This window comes from Fibrobacter sp. (genome assembly GCF_045112255.1).
Lineage (GTDB): Bacteria > Fibrobacterota > Fibrobacteria > Fibrobacterales > Fibrobacteraceae > Fibrobacter.
In genome coordinates this window covers 1-1,878 of the sequence record NZ_JBGUHR010000097.1, presented here as the reverse complement: position 1 = coordinate 1,878, position 1,878 = coordinate 1, and the positions used below count along the sequence as shown (strand labels likewise).

Annotated in this window: 4 protein-coding genes; 2 read left to right on the top strand and 2 right to left on the bottom strand. The window is 45.8% G+C overall.

Annotated features, from left to right (window positions below; all coding sequences use genetic code 11):
* Positions 1-71, bottom strand: a 71-nt coding sequence (locus ACJMM9_RS12760; RefSeq protein ID WP_405327613.1) for a GTP-binding protein, incomplete at its 3' end; no start/stop codon positions are given.
* 692 nt (positions 72-763) lie between these two features.
* Here ACJMM9_RS12760 and ACJMM9_RS12755 point away from each other — a divergent pair.
* Both ACJMM9_RS12755 and ACJMM9_RS12750 read left to right on the top strand, forming a co-directional pair.
* On the top strand, positions 764-997 hold the full coding sequence (locus tag ACJMM9_RS12755) for a hypothetical protein (protein WP_088656635.1): 234 nt from the start codon (positions 764-766) through the stop codon (positions 995-997).
* On the top strand, positions 990-1,397 hold the full coding sequence (locus ACJMM9_RS12750) for a PIN domain-containing protein (protein ID WP_405327609.1): 408 nt from the start codon (positions 990-992) through the stop codon (positions 1,395-1,397). Before ACJMM9_RS12755 ends, ACJMM9_RS12750 begins: the two co-directional genes overlap by 8 nt.
* A gap of 240 nt (positions 1,398-1,637) precedes the next feature.
* Here ACJMM9_RS12750 and ACJMM9_RS12745 read toward each other — a convergent pair.
* Positions 1,638-1,878: hypothetical protein (locus ACJMM9_RS12745; RefSeq protein ID WP_405327606.1), on the bottom strand; the 241-nt coding region annotated here is incomplete at its 5' end.

Genomic DNA, 1,878 nt, shown 5'->3' with positions numbered 1-1,878 from the left:
AATAAACTTTCCGTTAATGTTGTCTTTCCTGCGTCAACGTGAGCCAGAATGCCTAAGTTAATTATTTTCATGTGATTTTCCTCCTATCAACACCCAAAAAAAACATCCCCGTTTTTCTTTACGACATGATATTCTTCAATACAAGAGCATAGAAAAAACGCCGTAAATGTCAGAATCAAATATGAAAGAATTTTTCTCATACTTGAGTTCTTTGAATGATTTCTATCGTGATTTACTTTAAACGCCATAACAGTCTCCTTCAATTACACCTATGGAGTCCGCACCTGTTGTACCTCAATGAACCGAGCCGATTTTGTATGGATACAAGAAAGGCGTAGATCGTTGCGGTTTACCTAGATGAGGCTCTGCAATGCCTGTACGTGATAAACGCAAACGACCCACGCCCCGAAAGGGCTGTTGCCCTTTGGCCATACGACCAAAGACCGGCTTAAAAGTCGGTACAGCAAACCGAGATACACCGCTAAGCGGCATACCTGCGTGAGCGTTCGCCTTGTCCTCACGTACTAGAAATTTGCAGATTTCATCTAGAGAACAAGAGCTAAACTCTCTAATATGTCCAATTTAAAAATAACTTAAATATCGGCTGAATGCTCAGAAAATTTACAAAAGAGGGTGTTTTTGTGACGAAAACAGCATTTTTGAGGTAAATTGTAAAGGAAGATGGCTATTCCAACTTGGAAGGGGGTTGCCTTTCGAGCGTGTAAAAAGGTATATTTAGAATGAACGTTATCGGAGTAAAGTCATGATTGCAACTGCAAAAGGATTTTTCGATGGGCAGCAGATTGTGCTAGAACCACCTGTTCGGCTAGAAGCGGGGCAGGAGGTTGTTATCGCATATACTGTCGTAGCATCCTCTGAAAAAAAGAGTGCAAAAGCGGATCTCGTTGATTCGCTTATTGGTGCTATTCCCAATACAGGAAAGTCACTAGAAGACTACCGTTCAGAGAGACTCGAAAAGTATGCAGATAATGGTTGACACCAATGTTGTTCTAGATGTTCTGCTGAATAGAACCGCCCATGTGAACGAATCGGCAGCAGTTCTCAAGGCAGCATCAGACGATATCCAAGAATTCATTTCGGCTTCCGCAATTACGGATATTTATTACATCGCACAAAAGGAATTGAAAAAACCGTCTTTAACAAAACAGCTTATCCGCAATCTACTCCAAATCGTTCATGTTTCTTCCGTATCAGAAGTCGACATTTGGGCGGCTCTCGATAGCGGATGGGAAGATTTTGAAGATGCTGTTCAGAACTCCGTTGCAGAACATCACCGGTTCGACTGTATTGTCACTCGCAACACTTCCGATTACAGCAATTCCGCATTGTCTGTAATGACCCCGCAAGAATTCGTCAACAAGTTCGTTTCGAAATAATCTTTTTCAAGTATGATAAAAGGACCTCAGCAATAAAGCTGAGGTCCTTTTGCATTCAGGGCGGGTGGGCGGGGTAAGCCCGGGCGTTACGGGCGCGGCGTCTGAGCACCCGCAGTAGGGGTAGCGGAAGACCCGACTTGGGCGGGTTATATAGCAAACGCCCACTCTTTTGAGTGGGCGTGATTATAAGGGCGGGTCGGGGCTGAAGCGAGGGGGATCCCTCCCCCTCTCCCCTAATCCTTACACCTCTTCAATAGAAGCGTGATACTCCTGCAGAGACTTCACAGCACCGTGACCGTTGCGGGCGGCGGCGATGCCCTTCACGGTGTTGTAGGCACCGGCGAGGGTCGTGATGTAGGGAACCTTGTACTTGATGGCGGCCTTGCGGATAGCGCTTTCGTCCTTGATGGCGTCGCGCTTTGCCCACGGCGTATTGATGATGAGGTTCACCTGCTTGTTCAGGATGATATCGAGAACGTTC

Excerpts from the sequence above, each read along its gene's own strand:
- ACJMM9_RS12750 (WP_405327609.1), top strand. The coding sequence starts at position 990 with ATGGTTGACACCAATGTTGTTCTAGATGTTCTGCTGAATAGAACCGCC.
- ACJMM9_RS12755 (WP_088656635.1), top strand. The coding sequence starts at position 764 with ATGATTGCAACTGCAAAAGGATTTTTCGATGGGCAGCAGATTGTGCTA.